This is a genomic window from Photobacterium sp. (assembly GCF_033720175.1).
In the GTDB taxonomy this organism is placed as follows: domain Bacteria; phylum Pseudomonadota; class Gammaproteobacteria; order Enterobacterales; family Vibrionaceae; genus Photobacterium.
In genome coordinates this window covers 1-21,670 of record NZ_JAWWDA010000025.1, presented here as the reverse complement: position 1 = coordinate 21,670, position 21,670 = coordinate 1, and the positions used below count along the sequence as shown (strand labels likewise).

25 protein-coding genes and 2 pseudogenes are annotated in these 21,670 nt (G+C 43.9%); 10 read left to right on the top strand and 17 right to left on the bottom strand.

Features of this window, described 5'->3' with window-relative positions; translation table 11 throughout:
• Nucleotides 1-169: 169 nt before the first annotated feature.
• On the top strand, nucleotides 170-1,051 hold the full coding sequence (locus R3289_RS19710; RefSeq protein ID WP_318927614.1) for a DMT family transporter: 882 nt from the start codon (nucleotides 170-172) through the stop codon (nucleotides 1,049-1,051).
• A gap of 123 nt (nucleotides 1,052-1,174) precedes the next feature.
• Here the strand turns inward: R3289_RS19710 and R3289_RS19705 are convergent, their stop codons facing one another.
• The gene (locus R3289_RS19705; protein WP_318927613.1) at nucleotides 1,175-1,579 is read right to left on the bottom strand and encodes a hypothetical protein; all 405 of its coding nucleotides are present in this window, start codon (nucleotides 1,577-1,579) and stop codon (nucleotides 1,175-1,177) included.
• Between the two features lie 286 nt (nucleotides 1,580-1,865).
• Between R3289_RS19705 and purT the strand changes: the two genes are divergently transcribed.
• Complete coding sequence (purT, locus tag R3289_RS19700) at nucleotides 1,866-3,041, top strand: formate-dependent phosphoribosylglycinamide formyltransferase (RefSeq protein ID WP_318927612.1); 1,176 nt, start codon at nucleotides 1,866-1,868, stop codon at nucleotides 3,039-3,041.
• 90 nt (nucleotides 3,042-3,131) lie between these two features.
• Here purT and R3289_RS19695 read toward each other — a convergent pair whose 3' ends face one another.
• Nucleotides 3,132-3,260 carry a hypothetical protein gene (locus R3289_RS19695; RefSeq protein ID WP_318927611.1) on the bottom strand — a complete coding sequence of 43 codons (129 nt, stop codon included), beginning with the start codon at nucleotides 3,258-3,260 and terminating at the stop codon, nucleotides 3,132-3,134.
• A 147-nt stretch (nucleotides 3,261-3,407) separates the two neighbouring features.
• Between R3289_RS19695 and R3289_RS19690 the strand changes: the two genes are divergently transcribed.
• Entirely contained in the window at nucleotides 3,408-4,874 is a 1,467-nt protein-coding gene (locus tag R3289_RS19690) for a chitinase (RefSeq protein ID WP_318927610.1), read from the top strand.
• A 73-nt stretch (nucleotides 4,875-4,947) separates the two neighbouring features.
• Here R3289_RS19690 and R3289_RS19685 read toward each other — a convergent pair whose 3' ends face one another.
• Nucleotides 4,948-5,586: a thiopurine S-methyltransferase gene (locus R3289_RS19685; RefSeq protein ID WP_318927609.1), complete on the bottom strand. Its 639-nt coding sequence runs from the start codon at nucleotides 5,584-5,586 to the stop codon at nucleotides 4,948-4,950.
• 312 nt (nucleotides 5,587-5,898) lie between these two features.
• Nucleotides 5,899-6,192 (bottom strand): hypothetical protein, encoded by a 294-nt coding sequence (locus tag R3289_RS19680; protein ID WP_318927608.1) that lies wholly within the window; start codon nucleotides 6,190-6,192, stop codon nucleotides 5,899-5,901.
• 239 nt (nucleotides 6,193-6,431) lie between these two features.
• Between R3289_RS19680 and R3289_RS19675 the strand changes: the two genes are divergently transcribed.
• Nucleotides 6,432-6,839, top strand: coding sequence for a nitrous oxide-stimulated promoter family protein (locus R3289_RS19675; protein ID WP_318927607.1), 408 nt, complete (start codon nucleotides 6,432-6,434; stop codon nucleotides 6,837-6,839).
• Here the strand turns inward: R3289_RS19675 and R3289_RS19670 are convergent.
• Nucleotides 6,836-7,204 carry a spore gernimation protein gene (locus tag R3289_RS19670; RefSeq protein ID WP_318927606.1) on the bottom strand — a complete coding sequence of 123 codons (369 nt, stop codon included), beginning with the start codon at nucleotides 7,202-7,204 and terminating at the stop codon, nucleotides 6,836-6,838. The genes R3289_RS19675 and R3289_RS19670 overlap by 4 nt on opposite strands.
• A gap of 344 nt (nucleotides 7,205-7,548) precedes the next feature.
• On the opposite strand from R3289_RS19670, the gene R3289_RS19665 reads away from it, so the two are divergent.
• Entirely contained in the window at nucleotides 7,549-7,806 is a 258-nt protein-coding gene (locus R3289_RS19665; protein ID WP_318927605.1) for a hypothetical protein, read from the top strand.
• Between the two features lie 94 nt (nucleotides 7,807-7,900).
• Here R3289_RS19665 and R3289_RS19660 read toward each other — a convergent pair whose 3' ends face one another.
• The 4 genes from R3289_RS19660 to R3289_RS19645 form a co-directional block, all read right to left on the bottom strand.
• Nucleotides 7,901-9,712 carry an ABC transporter transmembrane domain-containing protein gene (locus tag R3289_RS19660; RefSeq protein WP_318927604.1) on the bottom strand — a complete coding sequence of 604 codons (1,812 nt, stop codon included), beginning with the start codon at nucleotides 9,710-9,712 and terminating at the stop codon, nucleotides 7,901-7,903.
• A 213-nt stretch (nucleotides 9,713-9,925) separates the two neighbouring features.
• Nucleotides 9,926-10,381, bottom strand: a complete 456-nt coding sequence (locus R3289_RS19655) for a ferritin-like domain-containing protein (protein WP_318927603.1) — start codon at nucleotides 10,379-10,381, stop codon at nucleotides 9,926-9,928.
• Nucleotides 10,382-10,917: 536 nt separating this feature from the next.
• Complete coding sequence (locus R3289_RS19650) at nucleotides 10,918-11,130, bottom strand: cold-shock protein (RefSeq protein WP_318927602.1); 213 nt, start codon at nucleotides 11,128-11,130, stop codon at nucleotides 10,918-10,920.
• A gap of 270 nt (nucleotides 11,131-11,400) precedes the next feature.
• A complete protein-coding gene (locus tag R3289_RS19645) occupies nucleotides 11,401-12,324 on the bottom strand; it encodes a histone deacetylase family protein (protein WP_318927601.1) in 924 nt (307 codons plus the stop codon).
• A gap of 168 nt (nucleotides 12,325-12,492) precedes the next feature.
• On the opposite strand from R3289_RS19645, the gene R3289_RS19640 reads away from it, so the two are divergent.
• A complete protein-coding gene (locus tag R3289_RS19640; protein ID WP_413466727.1) occupies nucleotides 12,493-12,834 on the top strand; it encodes a histidine triad nucleotide-binding protein in 342 nt (113 codons plus the stop codon).
• 376 nt (nucleotides 12,835-13,210) lie between these two features.
• Here the strand turns inward: R3289_RS19640 and R3289_RS19635 are convergent.
• A pseudogene (locus R3289_RS19635) lies at nucleotides 13,211-14,230 on the bottom strand (sodium:solute symporter family protein); the annotation flags it as partial.
• A gap of 21 nt (nucleotides 14,231-14,251) precedes the next feature.
• Nucleotides 14,252-14,467, bottom strand: a complete 216-nt coding sequence (locus tag R3289_RS19630) for a hypothetical protein (protein WP_318927600.1) — start codon at nucleotides 14,465-14,467, stop codon at nucleotides 14,252-14,254.
• A 455-nt stretch (nucleotides 14,468-14,922) separates the two neighbouring features.
• Here R3289_RS19630 and R3289_RS19625 point away from each other — a divergent pair, with 455 nt between their 5' ends.
• Together R3289_RS19625 and R3289_RS19620 are read left to right on the top strand one after the other, a co-directional pair.
• Nucleotides 14,923-15,294, top strand: coding sequence for a diacylglycerol kinase (locus R3289_RS19625; RefSeq protein WP_318927599.1), 372 nt, complete (start codon nucleotides 14,923-14,925; stop codon nucleotides 15,292-15,294).
• A 30-nt stretch (nucleotides 15,295-15,324) separates the two neighbouring features.
• Nucleotides 15,325-15,762, top strand: a pseudogene (locus R3289_RS19620) (LTA synthase family protein); the annotation flags it as partial.
• 163 nt (nucleotides 15,763-15,925) lie between these two features.
• Here the strand turns inward: R3289_RS19620 and R3289_RS19615 are convergent.
• From R3289_RS19615 to R3289_RS19600, 4 genes are all read right to left on the bottom strand, one after another.
• Nucleotides 15,926-16,222 carry a DUF503 domain-containing protein gene (locus R3289_RS19615; protein ID WP_318927598.1) on the bottom strand — a complete coding sequence of 99 codons (297 nt, stop codon included), beginning with the start codon at nucleotides 16,220-16,222 and terminating at the stop codon, nucleotides 15,926-15,928.
• A gap of 256 nt (nucleotides 16,223-16,478) precedes the next feature.
• A complete protein-coding gene (yeiP, locus tag R3289_RS19610; RefSeq protein ID WP_318927597.1) occupies nucleotides 16,479-17,054 on the bottom strand; it encodes an elongation factor P-like protein YeiP in 576 nt (191 codons plus the stop codon).
• Between the two features lie 431 nt (nucleotides 17,055-17,485).
• On the bottom strand, nucleotides 17,486-17,836 hold the full coding sequence (locus R3289_RS19605) for a carboxymuconolactone decarboxylase family protein (protein WP_318927596.1): 351 nt from the start codon (nucleotides 17,834-17,836) through the stop codon (nucleotides 17,486-17,488).
• 168 nt (nucleotides 17,837-18,004) lie between these two features.
• Nucleotides 18,005-18,220: a dodecin gene (locus R3289_RS19600; protein WP_318927595.1), complete on the bottom strand. Its 216-nt coding sequence runs from the start codon at nucleotides 18,218-18,220 to the stop codon at nucleotides 18,005-18,007.
• Between the two features lie 583 nt (nucleotides 18,221-18,803).
• Between R3289_RS19600 and R3289_RS19595 the strand changes: the two genes are divergently transcribed.
• Nucleotides 18,804-18,983 (top strand): hypothetical protein, encoded by a 180-nt coding sequence (locus R3289_RS19595; RefSeq protein WP_318927594.1) that lies wholly within the window; start codon nucleotides 18,804-18,806, stop codon nucleotides 18,981-18,983.
• Nucleotides 18,984-19,217: 234 nt separating this feature from the next.
• The gene (locus tag R3289_RS19590; protein ID WP_318927593.1) at nucleotides 19,218-20,015 is read left to right on the top strand and encodes a ParA family protein; all 798 of its coding nucleotides are present in this window, start codon (nucleotides 19,218-19,220) and stop codon (nucleotides 20,013-20,015) included.
• A gap of 745 nt (nucleotides 20,016-20,760) precedes the next feature.
• On the opposite strand, the gene R3289_RS19585 is transcribed toward R3289_RS19590, so the two are convergent.
• On the bottom strand, nucleotides 20,761-21,141 hold the full coding sequence (locus R3289_RS19585) for a carboxymuconolactone decarboxylase family protein (RefSeq protein ID WP_318927592.1): 381 nt from the start codon (nucleotides 21,139-21,141) through the stop codon (nucleotides 20,761-20,763).
• Nucleotides 21,142-21,199: 58 nt separating this feature from the next.
• The gene (locus R3289_RS19580) at nucleotides 21,200-21,541 is read right to left on the bottom strand and encodes a MerR family transcriptional regulator (protein ID WP_318927644.1); all 342 of its coding nucleotides are present in this window, start codon (nucleotides 21,539-21,541) and stop codon (nucleotides 21,200-21,202) included.
• Nucleotides 21,542-21,670: the final 129 nt, after the last annotated feature.

Sequence of the window (21,670 nt, the reverse complement as noted above, 5' to 3'; positions counted from 1 at the left end):
GTTCAATATGGCATTTTGTTTAAAACAGTGCCCATAACGAATGAGATAATTCCCTTAAAGAAAAACCGTCTTCTGACTGTTTTTCTTTAAGTATCAACGCTAACCCTCATACCAATTCTAATCCGTTCAGCGTATTATCTGTCAATATTATTATTATCAGTCTATTTTCATGTCTCACACCCACAACCCAGTACAAGGTGCAAGCTGGATGCTCACCGCAGGGCTTGCTTTTGCCCTCGTAAATAGCTTGGCGCAGTATTTGAGCATAAAACTGCAATTACCTTCGACAACAATCGCCTTCATCCAATACTTTATTGCATTAATTGCCATGCTTCCCTGGCTGAGATCTTTGGGGCTGCGTCAGGCGCTACGTACCAATCATTTAGGACAACATTGTTTTCGTGTATTCCTCTCTGTTATTGGTATTCAGCTTTGGATATGGGCACTCGCCTATCCTGTACCTATCTGGCAAGGTATCGCTTTGTTGATGACTTCACCATTGTTTGCCACAATCGGATCGGGTTTATTCCTGAAAGAGAAAGTGGGCACAGCGCGGTGGGTGGCAACATTAGCCGGTTTTACCGGTGCAATGGTTATCTTAGAACCTTGGGCTGATACATTTAACTGGGCATCCCTGTTACCGGTCGGGGCTGCTTTTTTCTGGGCCTGCTATTCGCTGATGGTAAAGAAACTCTCTGTCTACGATCCGCCGACGACGATGGTGGTTTATCTGCTGTTACTGATCACTCCCTTTAATTTGTTTCTGGCCGCTCCTGAGTTTTCATTCCCAGATCAAAGCCTGACATGGGGATTACTGGTTGCTGCCGGTCTATTAACGGCTCTGGCGCAGTGGGCCATCGCCAAAGCGTATGCGGCCGCTGATGCTTCATTCGTCCAGCCTTTTGACCATGCAAAATTACCCCTGAATGTGTTAGCTGGCTGGATGGTGTTCGGTTGGGCTCCCCCAGGGCGGCTATGGCTGGGAGCGGCAATTATTATCGCTTCGGTGGCTTTTATCACCCAGTGGGAAAGCCGTAAAAGAAAACCGTAATAATAAGCAAGATAGAAACAACAAGGGTTAGCACATGGCTAACCCTTGTTTTTAGGAGACCCCGACCATTTTTCAGTAAATCTAATCAATAATGAAAAGATCGGCATTAAGCCGTTTTATAAATCAGAACCGCACTCGGAAGCCCAGCGCTGCTTCTAAATCCATATCAACGTCTTCAACCACATACAATGTTGGTCCAACTTCGCCATAGAACTCAAAACTATTTACCGGAAGCTGAAAACCGACGCCAGAGCGGATACCCACTTTGTCGTTCTTGTTATCGACAAACTGGCCGCCCACATAAGTGTAAAAACTGTTTAAATCCGGATTGTTAACCAATGTTCCCAGATTGAAATTTTTATCAACTGCGACCCCAAAGTCATCAATACCTAATGAGAATCGTAGATCGTTCTGTTTATATTGGATCCCTGACATAGGGCTGCCGAAGAAAATACCGAGGCTTTGAGTAGCATGTGCTGAAAATGGAACAACTAGAAATAACCCCAGTCCGATTAATAACTTTTTCATCTTAATTCTGCCTTTTGTATAGTTAAGAGGTAATTTAACAATAAAGTTCACTTAACTCGACACCCTCAAAGCATGTCTGACACGACTTTAACAATGAGAGTCACATATCAGTACGTTAGCAGCCTTTGGTCAGTATCACCACCTGTTCTCCAAAATAGCTACTCACCGGCAGAGAAATAACCAACCGATGAATATTTCAGCGAAAACCACAAAGGCAAACGTTTGCGTGAATGGTGGAATCGGGTATGATCTGCCCCAGTATAAAAACATACCGTGAGGAAATTCGATGTTAGGTTCAGCAACTCGTTCTGATGCAACCCGGGTACTGTTACTCGGTTCTGGAGAGCTCGGTAAAGAAGTGGCCATTGAGTGCCAGCGCTTAGGTATTGAGGTGATTGCGGTTGATCGTTATGACAACGCGCCTGCGATGCAGGTTGCCCATCACAGTCACGTCATTGATATGCTTGATGGCGAAGCCTTGAGAAAAGTGATTGAACTAGAGCAGCCGCATTATGTTGTTCCCGAAATTGAAGCCATTGCGACCGACACCCTGGTAGCGCTGGAGGCTGACGGCGTAAATGTTGTTCCGACGGCCAATGCCACTCAGCTGACCATGAACCGAGAAGGCATTCGCCGCCTGGCCGCTGAAGAGCTAGGTATTACGACATCGCCTTACGAATTTTCCGGACAATATACTGATTTCGTCGCTGCTGTTGAACGCATCGGTACTCCCTGTGTAGTTAAGCCGATTATGAGTTCTTCCGGTAAAGGTCAGAGCGTGATCAAAACGTCGGCTGATATCGAATCTGCCTGGCAGTATGCTCAGGAAGGCGGCCGAGCCGGTGCCGGTCGCGTCATTGTTGAAGGTTTTGTCGAGTTTGATTATGAGATCACCCTGCTAACCGTGCGGGCTGTTGACGGTATTCACTTCTGCGCCCCAATCGGTCACCGTCAGGAAGATGGGGACTATCGTGAATCGTGGCAACCGCAGCAGATGTCTGAGGCTGCCATGAAAGCCGCACAGGACGTTGCAGGAAAAGTCGTTGACGCGCTGGGTGGTTATGGCCTGTTTGGTGTTGAACTGTTCATTAAGGGTGACGACGTCTTATTCAGCGAAGTATCACCTCGTCCGCATGATACCGGTATGGTAACGCTTATTTCACAAGAACTTTCCGAGTTCGCCCTGCACGTGCGCGCATTCTTAGGGCTGCCCATTCACAGCATTACCCAATACGGCCCGTCAGCATCTGCCGTTATTCTTGCTGAAGGCGTTTCGGAAAATATCCGATTTGATAATCTGGCTGCCGCTCTGGACCGTCCGCAAACTCAGGTCCGCTTATTTGCTAAGCCAGAGATTAATGGCCGTCGTCGCCTTGGTGTGGCTCTGACACGCCGTAACAGCACTGAACAGGCTGTCTCTGATGCGATCGCCGCTGCTGCTGACGTTAAGGTCGTTTTATAACACTTTAAATAATACAAACCGGTATCATTCATTTATCAAAGTAAAATACCAGAAGGAGCCAATCGGCTCCTTCTTGCATTTAATTCATAATCACTTCTCGATTAGCCAGATCTCTTCCGCGAAACGGGTTAAGCCGCGCTGGCGGCGTGGATGCGATTCATCTGTACCATTATCGGCAGATAGCAAAACAGCACATGTCTGTTTTTTGCTTATACTCACGCCGGCCGCCTGAATTTCGCATGCTGTATTGCAAATAACGTGATAAGCCCCGAGCGGTATAAAATATACCTTGGAATAATTCGCCTTACTCCTTGTTCGTACGAATAATAATCGACAAACACCCTAAGGAAAAAGGAGTTTTATCCAATGACGAACAAGACAATAATTAATAAAAAGATGCTTCTCGCCAGCTTTGTGCTTGGTGTGTGTGCAACGGGACATGCTTTTTCGGCGCAAGATCCTGTTGTCTGGGAGCGTGGAGTTACCCAAGTCACAAATGGCGACATCGTGATTCATAGCGGTTCTTGCTATGTAGCAAAGAATAACCCGGGGGCCTGGGAATCACCATCAGCAATCAGCTGGTTCTGGGATGCGGTAGACTGCCCGACAGCGCCGACACCAGGTCCCGGCCCCACACCAGATCCAGGCCCTATCCCGGGGATGATGACCGTTCTCCCTGATGGCAAAGGTGGTTACCTGATGCCACGCAGCGAGTTGGAGGCCATTGAAACCAATCTCACCAATACACCACTGTTTAAGTTAGTACGATCAGATATTGAAACACGGGACAATACCATTGTCGAAGCGGTACAACCGCTTAATATTGCTAATCCTGACAACGTCCGGCGGGCCGAATCTATTGTCGACGGAGCTATGTGGAATTACCTGTTCCCACTGCGCAACGAGAAATACACCTATACTCGCTTCTTACAGGCTATCGCCAAGTTCCCGGCATTCTGCCGCACCTACACTGATGGCCGAGATTCCGACGACATCTGTAAGCGATCCATCACTACCATGTTTGCTCACTTTGTACAGGAAACGGGTGCCCATGCTCCTAACTGGGAAACAACCAAAGGGGTGCCGGAATGGCGTCAAGGCTTGTATTTCCTGCGTGAAATGTACAAATCAGAAGATAAACCAGACGGTACCTATAACATGTGCACAGGCTGGCAAGGTGAAAAATGGCCGTGTGCACCAGGTAAGAGTTACTTCGGGCGAGGTGCTAAGCAGCTAAGCTGGAACTACAACTATGGACCGTTCTCTGAAGCCATGTTCGGCGATCAGAGTATCCTTCTCGAAAACCCCGCTCAGGTGGCCGATACGTGGCTAAACCTTGCTTCCGCCGTGTTCTTCTATGTCTATCCTCAACCACCTAAACCTAGCATGCTGCACGTTATCGACGGTACATGGCAACCCAATGCGGCCGATAAGGCCGCCGGGATCGAGAAAGGATTCGGTTCAACAATTCAAATCATCAATGGCGCATACGAATGCAACAAAGGGTCTGAAACAGCACTTGCGCAGAACCGTATTGATTATTACAAATTGTTTGCCAAAGAGCTTACCTTAGATATCAACGGTGAAAAACTCGGTTGCGCCAATATGAAACCGTTTAACACAGATGGTGCCGGTGCGTTGATGATCACATGGGATAAAGACTGGAGCTGGAACCCGGATACGCCTGGAAATCAGAGCTTTGCCTGCAAACTGGTACCTTACCAATATGCTTACAGCGCTTTATTCAAAGGTGACTATGAGAAATGTGTTGAGCACCACTTTAATGTTCAGGCCTATGATGAAAATGGAAATGTGATCCCTGACGGTCAGTAGGTTTAACGGCTAAAAAATAATCCCTAATCACTATGTGGTTAGGGATTCTTTTATCTGGCCGTTGAACTTATTATCACTTCTCGATCAACCAAATCTCTTCCGCGAAACGGGTTAAGCCGCGCTGGCGGCGTGGATGCGATTCATCGGCATCATTCCGCGCTATCTGAGTCACTCGACAATCTTTGAACAAGTTCTCGACTTCTTCTTTAGAAACACTGAATGGAGGCCCGTCAAGCTGCACCTGCAGATAATCCAGCGTCACTAACAGGATACGCCCGCTTTCTTTCAACAACGCCAGCAGACGCTCTGCGTACATCTGACGCATATTTTGTGGCATCGCAATTAATGCCGCACGATCATAGACCACATCAACGGGTTCAACCCGTGCCGAGAAAAAGTCACCGCAATGAATGGTGATTTCATCAAACTCATAAACCGTTTCAGCACCAACTCCACTTACCATTGGCGTGTAGAGCTGTTCAGCAAAGAACGCTTTCACGGCGATGTCACTCAGTTCGATACCAATGACGTTATTGTGCCGTTGAGCTAACCAGATAAGATCAACTGATTTACCGCACATCGGCACAAGAACACGGTCATCACGCGTTGGTTTTACTGCATGCCAATGTTCTGTTAGCGCCGGGTTGGTATCATTGAGGTGAAAACCAATACGATTTTCAGCCCAGCGGCTATGCCAAAATTCTGCGTTCATGTTTGTTCCTGTTTCTTATTAGACTGACGTGTATAACGGAATAGGCACCATTCTCTAGACAATCGACGAGAATAGTTCCGATTGGCATTTAGTTGACCACACTTTGTTTGCTGAATCTACCGCGACTAAGATAATGGTATAAGCAAAATCACCAGGTTAATCGCTGGCTTTTTTCAGTCGTTAAATGCAAAAAAGGATGCCTCGGCATCCTTTTTTGTCAATCATGCTTAACAATTGCGAAGCTGGATTGAGAATCTGTTCTTCAATTTTTCTTTATGAGAGTCATTCAACAAACGATAGAAACAAAACAGATCATGACACTCTGAAAAGTTTAATCGAATCTCGGCGAACCGTTACACCACGGAAAGTGACAGGCTCAAGCAAGGTCATTAACTGCTTAGACACAAAAAACTTGCCGCCATAGCTGCGGTCGCCACCACGATTTACCCAATCAGCAAATTCATCTGCCAGGTTGAACATAGAGTTACCAACAAGCAGTACAAGTACTTTTGCTACTTCACTGTCATTCTGTCGATTAAACTCAGAATCACGAACTTTCTTGCGATATTCGTCAACGATTCTTTCAAGGCACTCAAATCTGCTCATATACACCACCATAAAAAAGAGGAGCGGATACTACTGCTCAACACCAATGAAATCAACCCATGAAAGTCGGATTATTGCGACAAAATGGGTTATTTTTTCATGTTGATAACATGTACCCTAAATTATGTCATATAAATCACGGTTTAAGATCAACTTTTGAGTCATTAGCCCTATAATTGCATTTTAAATACAGGTTATATAATTTAGGATAATGCCAGTTTCACTCGCCAGGCAACAGTATGAAATCGACAACGACAAACATCTTAATCGGTACACTCAACACTGAGTTTAAAACTATTCGTGCGATGGTGAATATCTATTGTCACGACCATCATCAGGCGTCTGAGCTTTGTCAGCAATGCCAAGATTTTCTTGATTACGCCCTGGTACGTTTAGACCGTTGTCCTTACGGTGAACAAAAGCCCACTTGCCGCCGTTGCCCCATTCACTGCTATAAAGCTGACTATAAAGCCATGTCACAAACAATCATGCGCTATGCCGGCCCTAAGATGATAATGAAACATCCTATTTTGGCTATTCGCCATCTTGTCGCAGAGAGACGTCCTGTTCCTGAAAAGCCAGACCCCGGCGCATCTAACCGACACAAACGTAAACAACGTGCAAACCATAAACAAGAACTCGGCTAGCGGTAATAATCCACGACCTGAATTTTTGCTGACTCGTTGTCACCAGAAAGACCCATACTAAAGCTGTTCGCACTCAATACTTTAGCGGTTGGCCCGGCTTTGCCCGTGACACTCACACCCTCAATTTTGCGAAACATTTTAGCATTATCGTAATGCATGGTCACGGTGACTGTTATCGCCTCATTAGAGGATATATCAAACTGACAGATCCCTGTCGGGCAATAAACATCAATTTGTGTCTGGTCAGAAATATTCATTTTTTCGACATTGTTAACGGGTGAAACCGTTACCTGAACGTCTTCACTGCATCCCCCCAGAGCCAACATAGCACCAAATGCAGTGCATCCGATTAATCTCTTGTTCACCATATTTCTCCCGTTCGAGTACTCGTTCACTGTAAAAGCCAACAGCGCTAATTCACATGAATTTTGTTCATTCTATGACAAAAATATGAGCAACAAGTATCATTATCAACGGTTAATTTTTGATAGAGATATCAATAAAGCCAAAAGCTAATCGTTTGCGTAATCGCTAACGCTCCCTTTGTGAAATTTTACCTGTTCAAGATCACATTCAGTGCTGTTATAGTTTTACCATAATTCATATACAAGACCATTCGGGGCAAGGAATCTCCCCCTTTATATCAATCGCAGAATTGATAACAGACTCATGATGAGGTGATTGGTATAAATAAATAGAGGGTAACATTATGGAATTCAACACAGTTGAAATATTGGGCTATGCATCGTCACTGATGGTGGCAATCTCACTTATGATGAAAGACATCGTATGGCTTCGTGTTCTGAACTTCGTTGGCTGTGTACTTTTCACGACTTACGGCTTTATGATCGATGCAATGCCAGTAGTTGCAACGAATGGTTTTATTGCTTGCGTCAATATTTACTTCCTGGCAAAAATGCTGAAAGAAAAAAATAAACAAACAAATCTTGCATGTGATGCCGCGTAGTAAGTAAGCCATCGTGCACTGCGATAAAGAGCCAACAGCAAGTCTGTTGGCTTTTTTGTGCCTTATCCCCCACTAATCTCAAGATACTGGTCAATTATTTAACGTCACTGACCCGTTGGATTCTTCCGGCCTCATAGGGTTCAAATTGCAACTCACACAGCCTTTGATACAGTTTGGATTTTTTCATCAACTGAGCATGTGTACCACAGGTCAATATTTTACCTTTGTCTAATAGCACTATCGTGTCGGCATGCATCACCGTTGAAAGCCGGTGCGCAATAATCAACGTGGTCCGATTTTTCATTAGCTCATTTAACGCCGCCTGAACATGATATTCACTTTCGGCATCTAAGGCACTGGTGGCCTCGTCCAGCAACAGCACATCCGGATCTTTGAGAATCGCCCTGGCAAGGGCAATACGTTGTTTTTGCCCACCGGATAAACGGACGCCCTGCTCACCCAGATAGCTCTTATACCCATCAGGTAACTCCAGAATAAACTCATGAGCGTGAGCCCTTTTCGCCGCCCAAATAACCTCTTCATCCGATGCCTCGGGGCGGCCATAACGGATGTTATGGCAAACGTCGGAGCTAAACATGATCGGCTGCTGTGGTACCATCCCCATTTGCTGACGAAGGAAGCTGGGATCGAGCTGCTGAATGGGGGTATTTTTAAATCGCACTTCACCTTTAAAGGGATCATAAAAGCGCTGCAACAGCTCAAAAATTGTTGTTTTCCCGGCCCCTGATGGCCCCACCAAAGCAACAACCTGCCCTTTTTTTATTTCCAGATTGATGCCTTTAAGCGCTGGGCTACCGGGGCGCGACGGATAACTGAAATCAACCTTATCAAAAGCAATAACGGTTTCGGCTAAATCGTCTAATTGCGCCAGTTGTTGAGGGGCCTGAATCGCACTTTCCACCGCCAGCAACTCAAACAGCCGCTCGGCAGAGCCCGATGCACGCTGTAACTCACCGTAAACTTCAGAAATCGTCGCCAGAGACATGGCAACCATAATGGCGTAAAAGACAAAAGCCGCCAATTCTCCTTCGCTGATTTTACCCGATAAAACATCCATGCCGCCAATCCAAAGCATGATGCTAATAGCGCCAAATACCAAAAATATGACTGTTGCGATAAGAATGGAACGCTGCTTTATTCTTTGCCTGGCCACTGCAAAAGCGGCTTCGACTTCGGCACCAAAAGCGGCCCTTTCTTGTTTCTCACGGGTATAGCTTTGAACCACCTTGATATTTTGAATGATTTCACCGGCATATGTTCCTACATCAGCGATACTGGCCTGACTTTTTCGCGCCAGGTGCCGAACTTTTCGTCCATAAAAAATCATCGGCATTAACACCACAGGTACACACCCCATCACTAACAGGGTCAGCTTCGGATTCGTAATCACCAGCATCAGTAATCCACCGGCAAACATAAGCACACTGCGCAGGGCCATTGAAAATGAAGAACCAATGATAGATTGCAACAAGGTGGTATCTGTCGTCAGCCGCGACATGATTTCACCGCTGCGGTTTTCTTCAAAATAGCTCGGATGAAGACCGAGTAACCGGTCAAAAACGGCCTTACGAATATCAGCGCTGACTCTCTCTCCAAGCCATGACATCAGATAAAAGCGGCTAAAAGTGCCCACTGCCAGAACCATGATCATAATGACCATCATCCCAATCGCGTGGCCTAACTGCTCTTTTGAGCCCGCAATAAAACCATCGTCGATAATCATCCTTACACCCTGCCCAATCGACAGACTCACCACCGCAGTCACCACTAAGGCCAGCATTGCTGCTGCAACCCTCTTTTTATAAGGTCGCACAAAGCCAAGTAGTGGCCACAACGTGTCTAGTGCCCGTTTATCTTGAATTTTGCCAATATTATCGAGAGTCATAACCTACGGTGTTATTCCTTATTCAATGGATAAATAATACTAATCAGGTTAATTACATTGTTACAGATGAAATAAAAATGAGACTACGTAGTCAATACATTAGCAGATAAGATAGCGACGGAGTGAGTTGTGAATAAGAATTGGCAATCCCGGTAAAAGATTGATTCATCTGACAGGGGTTTAAGCGCAGCATCCATGCTGCGGAGATTCAGCTTAGCCATGAAACGGCTCTACATCACCGGGCTTTCTCAGCATTTTATCGACATCATCAAGATGAAGCTCTTCGAGAGCGATCATTTCCCTGGCATACTCTTCAAGCAACACCGAATGACCTGCTGCCAGATGAAGCAGCTTATAATACAAGGCCAGAGCCGATTGCTCATGCTCTAAACTTTCTCTTAGTATATCGCCAATATCATGTTTTTGGGTCTCCAGCAAAGGGCCCACCTTGAGTGACGGATGCCCGCCCAGCAAAGTTACAAGCTCGCCCGCTTTATGAGCATGAGCAAGACCCTCATCGGCATTTCCCTTCAGCCAGGAAACTATCGGTATGCGGTTAAAGCCAAATACCATTAAGGAATAGTGGGTATAGCGAACAACACCGGCTAGCTCCACCTCCATGATATTATTCAATAAATCAATTACTTGTTTTTTTTCACTGTCATTCATCATGATTCCTTACTTGTTTGCAACTCAGCATCAGCAGGCGGTCGAAACCACTACCTGAAAGGAAAGTAATGTTTACTTATACAGAGTCTTATTTTAGTAGAGATCAAGAATCATGGTGTGGCTGGCTGATCGGTATAACGCAAAAAGGCCGCCCATTGGGCGACCTCTTGTGTAATATTTTGATTCAGTCTTACGCTTTTTTAGCAGTTAACTGATCAATATCACGTGTTTGCTGAAACCAAAAACGCTTTCTGCCTGTAGATTTAGACATAGATTTACCTTTAATAATAATTTGCATCAATATGCGTATAGCCTGAAAAGAATTACTTATCTGATGTAATTATACGAAAGGAAAACTTCATGACATGAACTGATAAGGCAGATGTTGGAAAGGTTTCTATTGCACACGGTTGTATTACATATAAATAGGTCTATCGTTAGGCCTGTTTTTTACTATTTATCAGTGTAGCCCAATGATAAATAGTCGATAAATGCTGGCTAAAGGCCAGCATTTACTTGAAGAATAAATCTTCGAATTATAGCGCTACAACATTTGCAGCTTGAAGACCTTTCTGGCCCTGCTCAACTTCAAAAGAAACCTTTTGACCTTCAGCTAGCGTTTTAAAGCCTTCAGATGCGATAGAACGGAAATGAACGAATACGTCAGCGCCGCCGTTATCTTGAGTAATAAAGCCAAAACCTTTCTCTTCGTTAAACCATTTTACTAGACCAGTATTTGAATTAGACATGTATTGTCCCTTATAAATTCATTAATAAATTATTCGCAAAATTACGATATGCTGAGAAGTTGAATTATTAAATGTACGATGAAGCTAAGGGAAACACTGAGGACAAAAACTTTAACGAAGATGTATCTGAGAGTTTAACTTGTACTTATGCTGCATTAATAACCCTGAACAACAGAGCCCATGTAAATTAACACGTTATAAACTTATGTAAAGGAATAATTTGATTTATTTTTTCCGTCAATGATAAAACTGGTTAGCCCGCGGATCAGGTTACCCGCCAACCAAACCTTCAAGGTGGGTATGAACACTGTGAGCCAGAGCCTCCAAATTATAGCCACCTTCCAGTACCGAGACAATCCTGCCGCGGGCGAAGCAAGCTGCGGCCTCAACGATAAGATTGGTTACCCAGCGATAATCACTTTCATCGAGCAGAAGTTGCCCCAGCGGATCAGCCTTGTGGGCATCGAAACCGGCAGAGACAAATATCATATGCGGCTGATGATAGTGCAAGGCTGGCAGCCAGTCCCGTTCGACTGTGCGGCGAAACTCGCTGCCTGTGGTACCGGCAGGTAACGGGGAATTAATAATGTTGGGTCGTTGAATATCATAGTAGCGATGGGGAAAAAAGGGATGTTGAAAAGTCGAGCACACTAACACCTCGGAGCGATTTTGAAATATATCGACCGTGCCGTTACAGTGGTGTACATCAAAATCAAGTATGGCAACCCGTTCAATATCGCTATGGTTCAGTGCCTGCTCTACTCCCAGAGCAATATTGTTAAAAAAACAAAACCCCATGGCAATGCTTCTTTCAGCATGGTGCCCCGGCGGCCGTACTGCACAAAATGCATTGTTTATCTCACCGCCGAGTACCATCTCTGTTGCCATGGCCACAGCACCAGCAGCCAAGCGGGCGGCATGCATGGTATGGGAATTAAGTGCCGTATCGGGATCGGCATAGGCCAGCCCTTTCTCCGATTGCAGGTTCTCGAGCCAGCGTATGTATTCAATAGGATGCACTTTTTCCAGCAACTTCTCGTCCACCGGTTGCGCAGCCAACCACTTTAACCGGTTGCCGAGTTCAGAAGATGCCAGGTATTGCGTAATGGCTCCCAGCCGTTCGGGACACTCCGGATGATCCGCTCCCATTTCATGCAGCAGGTAATCCCCGTGGGTAATAAAGGCTGTGGTCATTGCTGGTCACTCCCTCAAGTTAAAGGTCATTGGTTCGTCCCTGTATCAACAATACTTTATATTTCAGAACTTCGTGAAAAAGGGATTAAGCGGTTATGCTTAGTATTCAGGGTAATTGATATTATTAATAACTATAGTTTAATGATTCAAGACAGAGCGAGGATCCCAATGGACTGTATTTTCTGCAAAATCGCTAACAAAGAAATCCCGGCGGAACTGGTTTATGAAGACGGTCAGATCGTCGCCTTCCCCGATAATGATCCCCAGGCTCCGACACACATACTGATCATTCCACGCCAACACATTGACACGATTAACCAGCTGGACAGTGATAAGAGTGCGCTTATCAGCCATATGGTGCTGACCGCGACACAACTGGCAAAAGATCTGGCGCTCGCCGACAACGGCTACCGACTGGTATGGAACTGCAACCGTCAGGGTGGTCAGGCTGTGTTTCATATCCACCTTCACCTATTGGGTGGCCGCACTATGCATTGGCCTCCGGGCTAAGCTTGAGATTAAACCTGTTGGTGCTTTACGAGATACAGGGAAGATCGGGGTTTATTGCACAAGGGATTGATGAATTTTGATGGGGGGGAATTACGGCTCACCTCAAATGAGCCGTAATTATTTTCCACTAGTCCTTGGTTGCTATAGCCACACCCTCTTGCGTTGCTTGTTCAAGATTGGTGTCACCTTCTGCAACATCTTCGTCCTCTAGTACTACTGACATATTCTTATTAGGGAAAAGATGACTGGCAACCAGATAACCCGTCAGACTTAAAAGTAATCCAAGGAATATTCCATCTAAGCCGAAAAAGTCTATCCATTCATATTTGACGGCTAAAATACCAAAAGTACCTAAGAATAGAGATACCCAGGTTCCCTACTTGCTTCCTTTAGGATAGAAATGCCCCATCAAATACGGAACTAATGTTCCACCCGCTCGAAGACTGAATGAGAACATCAGTAGCGTAATTATCGCGCTGGTATTCAATACTGCGATACCAATTGAAAAAATACCTATAACGAACATGGTCAGTCTTGCGACTTTTAATAACGAATTCTGATCAGCATTTTTATTGATATATACTTTGTAAATATCATTCGCAAAGATCGAACCCGCCCCCAGCAGATCAGATGACGCCGATGACATCGTTGCTGATGCAACCCCTGCGAAAAGAAAACCAACCAGAACAGGTGGCATGACCTGAACGGCTAATGTTGGTAACGCATACCTTGCACCATTTTCAACAATGGCGCTACCATCTATTATTCCCATATCAACCATACTATGAGCGATAATACCAAGCAGTGCCGGGATCATGGCAAAAGCGAAAAAGACAACGGCAGCTAACAGGCTTCCCATTAATGCTGTTTTTCCATTTTTTGCCGCATATAGCCGCTGAGTGACTTCTTGACCACAAATAAAGGAAGCCGCATAGATTAGAATTAAACTAATTATGGTCGGCCAACCAATTCCTTCTGTCATCGACATTTTTTCAACCGGCGTATTAGCAACAACCACATCCCATCCGCCGACCATGTCTAACGAATATGGAAGCACCGCAACCATACCGCACACAATCATCAGCATCTGAGCAAAGTCAGTGAGAGATACAGACCATAACCCGCCCATCATGGAGTAAGCGATAACAACCAGCGAGATAACAATGACCGATGTCGTGTAATCCCACCCCATAATCACCGATAAGATCACACCAGATGCAATAAACTGAACAGCAGTAAGGCCAATCAATGGCAATATCATAATAATGGCAGTAAATAACGCCGAAGGCTTATCATACCGACGTCGAAAGAACTCAGGGATCGTTTTGACCATTGCCTTTCTTAGCATCGGTGCAACCATGGCAATAATAGTAAAGGTGACTCCCATCGTAGCGACATACCATAGTGCAGATAATCCCTACTCTCCGTATGCCTTTTCAACCACTCCTAAAGAGGAACCACCTCCGATTTCAGTTGCAGCAAGCGTTCCTGCAATAAGAAATGGACCAAGTCGACGGCCAGCAACCAAGAAATCTTCAGAGTTGTTTATTTTTTTTGATGAATATATACCGATGCAAACCAGTAATACCAGATAACCTAGAACAATGCTTAATACAATTGAGTTATCAGCCATTTTACACTCCTTTATAAAGTAATTGGCTCAAAAATATGTATTGCTCTGCCTTAACCCGATATTAATGATTGATATATAAATAAAAGTGACTCAATCCAACACGCATATTAATAGGCGGTATGCAAATTTATTTTTTTGACTTATCCTGTTTTTTTTACATGTCATGATCGCAATACAATAATAAGGTGAGTTAATTAAAAATAGCCTGCGGCCAAAGACTGATAATTTTTATAAATTATCTCCTGCTTACTATTTATCTATCCTGCCTCGATAAAATAGCCAATATCGGTGTACGAGATACTCGATTGTGGATGAGATCTGTGCTGAACACTTACCGCACTCATTCAACGACGTAAATGCTGACGGGTGCAATTATATTCAAGATGATTTGACTTTTTTTTCACGCAAAAGATGCTATTTAAGACTCCTGTTATTTCTTACATATGAGTGATGGTGTGAAACCCAATCAAAAAGGATTCGTTCGGCTTATCTACGCCACTAAATATTCATGGTTAGGTTTGCGTGCAGCCTGGCGTTGCGAGGCGGCATTCAGGCAAGAGTTGGTGTCTTTCTGTGTGCTGACTCCTCTCGCTCTCGCTTTACCTGTCGGCGGATTAGAGAAGTTACTACTGATCGGTGCAATCATCGCGGTTATTGTCGTCGAATTACTTAATTCCGCCATAGAAGCTGTTGTCGATCGGATCGGGACAGAAAAGCATGAATTGTCAGGGCAAGCAAAAGATATGGGATCAGCCGCGGTGCTGCTGACTCTCTTAATGGCGATATCCACGTGGGTGTATGTCTTGTTTTCTAACTTTGCACTGTGAAAACATAGTTAATTAATCAGGAAGTTACAAATGACAGATGTTGTAAAAAGGCGTTTGGGTATTCTCTACCCTCTCTGCATGACGTTTTTAGTCTGCCTTTTCATTCTGATGCTCTCTCGCGTAGGGTTGAGTGTGTGGCATGGCGAGCGTGTCAGCGAAGCAGATGGCTGGTTAACCATCCTCTTTTCTGGCTTACGAATTGATATTTCATCGGTAAGCTATCTGCTTGTGCTCCCTGCCCTGCTGACTTGTCTGCTTGCAGGTAACGGTTTTATCGGCAGAAGCTGGTTATTGATTTTACGAGTCTGGATTGTTATCGGTTTATGGCTTGTGGTCTACATGGAACTCGCGACGCCTTCTTTCATTATGGAATATGATGTCCGCCCCAATCGGCTATTTCTTGAATACCTGATCTACCCGAAAGAAGTCTTCGGGATGTTATGGAGTGGATATAAACCAGAGTTGTTTAGCGCTATGGGGCAGCCTGGCTTATGAAAATAACTTCTATAAATCATCCGGGAATAAGTAATTATCAATAGGAAAGGCCGGAAGCTACCTTTCGGCTTTTATGTTCATTAACGGCAAAATCAGCACTGATGATCGGCTATCTACGGTTGCAATGCATATAGAGTTACAGCCATTCCTGAACAATTGCCGCTATCTCGATATCGGCGGCTTCTTCACAAAGGGTACGGATCCGGGCTGTATTTGACTCCAGCTGCCGTTTGTCGCTGCCCACAAGACAAACCGCCAGAACGGCACGTTGCCATTTGTCTTTGAATCCCACCTCGGCCACAGAGGCGTTGAATTTATTGCTGATGCGATCTTTTAGCCCGCGTACCTCGCTGCGCTTCTCCTTAAGCGATTGTGCATGGGGGATCACCAATTCAATGGTCAGAAGAGTGATGAATATAGATTGATCGCTCATGGGGTATCACCATTATTAAAGACGTTGATATCTTTGGGAGTGAGCGTAACGTATTTTTGCTTGTACAATTGGCTTCGATAACGAGAAAGTACAAATAATTAGTTTCTTACCTCCATTACACGCATCGAATCGAATACGGTCAAAACATCTCATTCTTTTTGATGCTTACCGGTTGCCATAAGGTTCCCCAAGCCAATACATAACCTGATTTGAGGTACCTTAATCACAAAACCTAATTCAAATGAATCGACTTCAATTATTTTGAATCAGCACGGCTCATGAATTTATGTTCCGCGGTGTTGATCTTAATCTTTTCACCGTTTGCAATATATTCAGGAACTTGAACTGTCAATCCTGTAGAAAGGATCGCGGGCTTAGTACGGGCGCTTGCTGATGCACCTTTAATTGAAGGATCGGTTTCAACAATCACCAGATCAACAGTAGCAGGCAATTCGATAGCTACCGGAGAGCCGTCAACGGTCAGTACTTGCAGGCCTTTTGTCTCTTCGGTGATGAAAAGCAGCTCTTCTGAAATCGACTCTTTACTGAAAGTATAAGGCGTGTAATCTTCGTTATCCATGAAGACATACTCATTGCCATCAATGTATGAAAAAGTCACTTGGTGACGTCTAAAGTCAGCAAGGTTAATCATCTCATCGGCCTTGAAGCTCTGATCAACTTTTGCCCCCGTTGCAACATCATAAAGACGCATTCTGTATAGACTGGCTCCTGCACGGCCACTTGGGGTTAGTTTGCTGATTTCCTTAACAAGCAGCACCTTTCCGTTATGTTCGATGGCTGCAAATTTTTTTATTTCACTTGCCTTTGGCATGATAATGAATCCAAAAAATAAATTGTGAAGTGAAAATATCATGAACTGGATTTTTGGCAAGTGTTGGGCATAATAAGCGCTGATTTCTTCGCCGCTTAATACTCAACAATTCCATATTGCACTTAGAGGTTTTCCTTGAGAAGGCAAAATACTTGGTTCTGATCGCTGGACGATTGATGAAGCTGATCTATAATTATTAGTGAAAAGTGTATCTTTCTTCCTATAGGTCTTGTGAGACGAGGGGAATAGAGTAGCAACCACGCAAGTTTCTGGGCTTGCAGCGTGGTCAACGAGAGAGAAGCAGAACCCTGTAAGAGCTAACTCTCGACGCGCTTTTCATACTCCTAACTATTTGCTGAATAATAAAGAAACCCGCCTGTAACGCGGGTTTTTTCATGCTATCCCGTTTTATTTTGCTTTGTGCAGTTTATTCATACTTCCCAATCTGAGCCGACTTCGGTTGGCTGACTGGCTTCTAACGTCTCATCAGCCCAGCTCAGTGCCGCCATTACGCAAGGAAAGCCCAAGGTGCTGGTCAGCAGAATAAGGACATGGCGAATTTCATCAATACTGGCTCCGGCCTCTAGTGCTCTTCTGGTATGACTGTGTACAGCGCCTTCCGAACGGATTGCCGCAGCCGCAGCCAACTGAATAAGCTGCGCCGTTTTCTCTTCTAACGGCCCTTCCTGTTTAACAGCCTTGCCAAGCGATTCAACCGCATCTAAAAGTCCTGGATGCCTTTGTTTGATTTTAAGGTACTGATTGGACGGCTTACCAGTCATAAGCTTCTCCTAACAAATTGAATTTACTCCCCCCTTCAGTATAGCTATCTCTAACCAAGAGGCATTTTCATTTTCGTCTTAGGTACTCTCAAAGTGATGTTAGCCGTTATGAACAAAGTTAACCCGTCATAATTGCACCATGGCGCGGGTTTTCTCTGGTAAATACGATTAACTGTTCTCTATTTTAAAACCTATTTTAATAACCACCTGAAAGTGACCGACCTTGCCATCAACAATATGGCCTCGAGTTTCAACAACTTCAAACCACTCCATGTTTTTAATGGTTTTATGGCACTCGTCAATGGCGTTACTGATGGCATCTTCGATACTGCATTTAGATGTGCCAACCACTTCTAGTTTTTTATAAGTGTGGTGTTCAGACATATCAACCCCCTGTATTAAAAAGAAAATTCATACCAAGAACTATAGTTGAATAATAATGACTTTGCCAAAATGCTCGTTTGCACAAGGTTCATAGGTGGACCCCTCACCAACCATCCGTAATTCTAGCCTCCAGCGTTGGATAAACAGTATCAATGAATAATATCGGTTCAGCCTCCTTACAACTCGTTTTAAGGAGGTCATAAACCTCAATGGACACCAAAATGTTCCATTACGCTGATGACGACTTATTTTATTTTTTGGGACCAATATCACAGCATGAGCACGCTGATTACTCATACTATTGATGCAGTCGGTTTCATATCCTATATGGTATATAGTGATCTTTTGTTATTCGCGAGAAGGCTTAGTTATATGCAGATCTATGAAAAGTGCCCTTCCTGTAAAGATAATACTGTGTTTAATCAAATACACAGGACGTTTTTAGAAAAAATTCTGAAAAATAACTACCTTAAATTTAAGTGTGTAGATTGTTCAGCTGAAATTTTTTATCACCGTGCTCATCGAGACATAAGACTCCATCGAGATGGTGTCTTATGCCTCGATAAATAACGGATGTACAAAAATGGACCAAGCTGATGGTTTACGCTTTCTAATGAACAGGAAAGACCGTGTAGATAATGTAAAGGCTGTTCAAGCTGAATTACAAAAGGCCATTATTGCGGGTAAATATGATAATGTGGGCACATTAATGGCGCTACTAGAGCAAGCTCAAATAGAGTTGGAAGCAATATATTTACCTTAACTCGTAAAGTGCTTCACTGAAGTTTGAGTAAGGGGGCTTCTGCGATCCGGTACAAACGCCTTCGCTTACATTTGAACTGCTTCGCAACATATCATTGATCATCTTATTATAAAATTAACGGTCAAGATCGCGTGTTGCGTTACCACCACCGCAAAAGAACCAAACAAACATTGCCACTCCATTTGTGCTGGTGTAACGTATTGTAAATAATAGGATATATTAAAGGAATGAATAATGCGTCGAGTGGTTTTCAATCAAAAAGGTGGAGTCGGTAAATCCAGTATTACAACGAACCTTGCCGCTCTAAGTGCTTCACAGGGGTATAAGACATTACTTATTGACTTAGATGTGCAAGGAAACAGTAGCCACTACCTTGGCTGTGATACCAATGCTGATAATAAACGAACCGTTGCTGATTTATTAAACCAAACCGTTGGCTGGTTCACCGTCTCAACTCCGATCATAAACTTCCCCCAACCGACAGCATTTACCAATCTCGATATTATTCCTTCCAGCCCAAAACTTGAAAAGATTGAAGCAGAACTTGAGCGTCGTTATAAAATTTATAAATTACGTGACGCGCTTGATGAGCTGGATAAAAAGTATGATCGCATTTACCTTGATACACCACCTAATCTTAACTTTTATAGCAAAACTGCATTAATTGCAGCACAGCGGCTACTTGTTCCTTTCGACTGCGATAGCTTTTCACAGCAAGCACTCATTACTTTGCTGAATAATTTAGCGGAACTAAAAGAAGATCATAATCCAACACTGGAAGTGGAAGGTGTGATCGTCAACATGTTCAACGCACAGGCGAAATTCCCTGCGACAATCATTGCCGATCTTAAAGATTTAGGGCTCCCCGTACTTGAACCTTATTTACCTCAATCAATCAAAATGAAAGAATCACACTACCAGCAGCAACCACTTATTTATTCAGCACCCCGCCACAAGCTGACAAACCATTTCAGGGCTTTATTTACCACCCTAGAGCAAACCAAGTCAGAGGTTCCTGAGAGTACATCATAACCTGAGATAACCTGCAGCATTCGTTATCAGCTAACCCGATTTTATTCTAATTCGCCGGTTAGCTAACCGTCATATAAATGAAAGCCCCAGCCTTAAGTCAGGCTCCTATAACTACCTCCCTTCCTGCGCACAAAAAGACAAAAAAGCGGTATACCCAAGTTACCTCAGCGAGCGTGAAGCAGCTCAAGTTTTTTGATCAAAGTCCAACATCTATACGGTCCTTATACAGGAACCACTGAATCCACAACAACATAAAAATAAAGATTTTAAAAAATAAAATAAGAACGAAAACCAGCCTTACCCAACCAAATAAGCTCATATTAGACAAGTACTGACAGCTGTCATGCCCAATATACAATGAGATTGGTGATCCATACAAATCAATGGGTTATAGCGTTTTTTTCAATTTGAAATTGCTCAAAATTCAACATATAGTGGCACACTAAGTTTGTCCCACGCTAAACATATAAGATAATTGTATGGAGAGTAGGCAGAAAGGCTGCCACCATAAGAAATGTCTATGGAAAGCCAGTTGACATGACCTGCCACTGAGTAAATACGTTAACACTATGGGGCATTTTTGAGCCAGAGGTGTTCGGCAGGCTCAATGTGGGACAAAAATAGCGTTAGAGCTTAACACCGAAAATTTCTCTTCGGATAACCTCTGGTAAAGCAAATCACCAGAGGTAGCTACTAGACGTGAGGGCTTTGAAACTCACTCTTGTTGCAAGTGAAAAAGCGGCAGCTAACCGTTTTGACGTTCTTCCAAGACATCTTTGACAGCATACATACCATTCAATGCAGCTGGAAATCCTGCATATACTGACATTTGCAATACCACTTCTTTGATCTCCACTTCAGTACAGCCAACGTTCAATGCCGCGTGTAAATGAACCTTTAATTGTGGCTGACAGTTTCCCAAAGCGGTTAACGCTGCCACGGTAGCAATTTCACGAGACTTTAAATCAAGTCCGCTACGACTATAGATATCACCAAATGGATATTCTATTGTGAACTTGGCTAAATCAGGACAGACTTCCTTAAGGCTTTCGATAACCTTATGCCCAGCCTCACCATCAATTCGTGACAATTGCTCAAACCCAATTTTATATCTTGTGTTACCCATGTAATAACCTCCTGTATCAATCCGTTACAGAAGACTACTAGTTAGAGTTAACTCTAAGTCAAGAAGATATTTTTCCTTTGTAGTAGGTGATTTTTTGATCCAAAGCTTTGAGGTGGTTTAACTGAGATTCAATCACAGAATTTAGTCTAATACGGTGTTCTTCGAGAAGCTTCTGACGTTGCTGTAAAGTGATATCTCCCATCTCTCGTAAATCTGCATATCCTGTAATTTTTTCAAGTGGCATCCCTGTATCTTTCAGCCTAACTATAAACTTTACCCACTCCAAATCCTTGGATGTATAAAACCGATGTCCACTGGAATTGCGACAAACCTCTTTAAGTAATCCGATTTTTTCATAATATCGAAGTGTATGAGCGGACACACCAACGGCTCTGTTCAGTACTCAAGTTGATAAACTATATTATAGATAGATATGCTAACTCCTTGAGGCTACCAGCATGGAAGACTTCAATTTTACGCAACTATTAGAGTCTATCCAACGACTTACACCTGAGCAAAAACAGTGCAT

Coding starts and splice junctions, on each gene's coding strand:
- R3289_RS19710 (WP_318927614.1), top strand. CDS start 170: ATGTCTCACACCCACAACCCAGTACAAGGTGCAAGCTGGATGCTCACC.
- R3289_RS19705 (WP_318927613.1), bottom strand. CDS start 1,579: ATGAAAAAGTTATTAATCGGACTGGGGTTATTTCTAGTTGTTCCATTT.
- purT (WP_318927612.1), top strand. CDS start 1,866: ATGTTAGGTTCAGCAACTCGTTCTGATGCAACCCGGGTACTGTTACTC.
- R3289_RS19690 (WP_318927610.1), top strand. CDS start 3,408: ATGACGAACAAGACAATAATTAATAAAAAGATGCTTCTCGCCAGCTTT.
- R3289_RS19685 (WP_318927609.1), bottom strand. CDS start 5,586: ATGAACGCAGAATTTTGGCATAGCCGCTGGGCTGAAAATCGTATTGGT.
- R3289_RS19680 (WP_318927608.1), bottom strand. CDS start 6,192: ATGAGCAGATTTGAGTGCCTTGAAAGAATCGTTGACGAATATCGCAAG.
- R3289_RS19675 (WP_318927607.1), top strand. CDS start 6,432: ATGAAATCGACAACGACAAACATCTTAATCGGTACACTCAACACTGAG.
- R3289_RS19665 (WP_318927605.1), top strand. CDS start 7,549: ATGGAATTCAACACAGTTGAAATATTGGGCTATGCATCGTCACTGATG.
- R3289_RS19660 (WP_318927604.1), bottom strand. CDS start 9,712: ATGACTCTCGATAATATTGGCAAAATTCAAGATAAACGGGCACTAGAC.
- R3289_RS19655 (WP_318927603.1), bottom strand. CDS start 10,381: ATGAATGACAGTGAAAAAAAACAAGTAATTGATTTATTGAATAATATC.
- R3289_RS19650 (WP_318927602.1), bottom strand. CDS start 11,130: ATGTCTAATTCAAATACTGGTCTAGTAAAATGGTTTAACGAAGAGAAA.
- R3289_RS19645 (WP_318927601.1), bottom strand. CDS start 12,324: ATGACCACAGCCTTTATTACCCACGGGGATTACCTGCTGCATGAAATG.
- R3289_RS19640 (WP_413466727.1), top strand. CDS start 12,493: ATGGACTGTATTTTCTGCAAAATCGCTAACAAAGAAATCCCGGCGGAA.
- R3289_RS19630 (WP_318927600.1), bottom strand. CDS start 14,467: ATGGCTGATAACTCAATTGTATTAAGCATTGTTCTAGGTTATCTGGTA.
- R3289_RS19615 (WP_318927598.1), bottom strand. CDS start 16,222: ATGAGCGATCAATCTATATTCATCACTCTTCTGACCATTGAATTGGTG.
- yeiP (WP_318927597.1), bottom strand. CDS start 17,054: ATGCCAAAGGCAAGTGAAATAAAAAAATTTGCAGCCATCGAACATAAC.
- R3289_RS19605 (WP_318927596.1), bottom strand. CDS start 17,836: ATGACTGGTAAGCCGTCCAATCAGTACCTTAAAATCAAACAAAGGCAT.
- R3289_RS19600 (WP_318927595.1), bottom strand. CDS start 18,220: ATGTCTGAACACCACACTTATAAAAAACTAGAAGTGGTTGGCACATCT.
- R3289_RS19595 (WP_318927594.1), top strand. CDS start 18,804: ATGGACCAAGCTGATGGTTTACGCTTTCTAATGAACAGGAAAGACCGT.
- R3289_RS19590 (WP_318927593.1), top strand. CDS start 19,218: ATGCGTCGAGTGGTTTTCAATCAAAAAGGTGGAGTCGGTAAATCCAGT.
- R3289_RS19585 (WP_318927592.1), bottom strand. CDS start 21,141: ATGGGTAACACAAGATATAAAATTGGGTTTGAGCAATTGTCACGAATT.